Source organism: Macrococcus lamae (assembly GCF_004359545.1).
Classification (GTDB): Bacteria; Bacillota; Bacilli; order Staphylococcales; family Staphylococcaceae; genus Macrococcus; species Macrococcus lamae.
Genome location: NZ_SCWB01000036.1, coordinates 1 through 1,092, shown reverse-complemented (window position 1 = coordinate 1,092; position 1,092 = coordinate 1). Strand labels below are relative to the sequence as shown.

Here is a 1,092-nt window from a genome sequence, read left to right as displayed (position 1 = left end):
CCTTGGATTCTTCGAATCAGATGATTGCTTCTATTCCAGACAGAAGCCTTCAGTAACCTGGTAATCTGAAGGATGCTCTTTCTACTATTCGTTCTCAACTTAATGAGTAAGTTCAAGCAATAGACAATCATTGCGACATAAACCTGATTGGAAACTGCTGTTTCTGAATGACCATAAAAAGTACTGACGTTTAAATGCTGTTTAATCCACTTAAAGAACAGCTCTATTCCCCATCGTGATTTGTAGATCTCTCCAATCTCCTCAGGAGATAAATCAAATCTATTCGTCACTAAAACCAGCGGTTTGCCCTTGTCATCAATGACAGATACCCTGCGGTAAATATTTTCCGTTCTGTTTTCAGGGGTCCCGAGAACCACCATTTCATCTGAAATGATTTGACCATGTTCATGAGTATCGAATACTTCAAAGACCCGATGTATCGCATTTTTTCGTAGACGTGATACAAAGAAGTAGCCGTCATCCGTCATCTGATCAAATCGTTGATACCGGACATAACCACGGTCGAATACGTACATGCATTCTTTATCATCTACGAATAGTTCAAGATGATTCTGATCGTTCTCACATGCGTTTGTCAGATAGAAGTGATCCGGATATGAATCTTCATCTGCCATATGTACTAATCTCAGGTGCAGTTTAACGCCGGATTTCGTTTTTCTGAACTTTGCCCAGCGATGATGATGAAGATTTAAAGGCAGCGTACTGGAATCGATAATTTTTAAAGGTGTAGTGATTTTTCTCTTCTGATTAAAATGAGTTTCCTTTTGAATCAGAGCCAGTAACTCAGTGAAAATGACCTTGAAGATCTCAGTAGGGACTTCAGATAATTTTCTACTGAGCTGAGAGTAACTGATTGACTCGAAACCTAAGGTTTCCTGAAGCCTTTCCGAAAAAACACTGTCACTGACTGCCCTTAGACTCTCGGTTTCAAACAACTGTGAGTACAGCAGCAGCTTGATGAAAGCACAGGTATTCAGTTTCTTTGTATAGTGATCCAAGTTCAGATATCTTACATGTGCAGAAACTTTTTTAAAATCTATAGGTAAAATCCATTGTTCAAATGATGATTTT

At 38.8% G+C, this 1,092-nt stretch carries 1 protein-coding gene; it reads right to left on the bottom strand.

The window, feature by feature from the left end; translation table 11 throughout:
- The coding region (locus ERX29_RS10740; protein WP_133444677.1) for an IS4 family transposase at window positions 1–1,092 on the bottom strand (1,092 nt) is incomplete at both ends.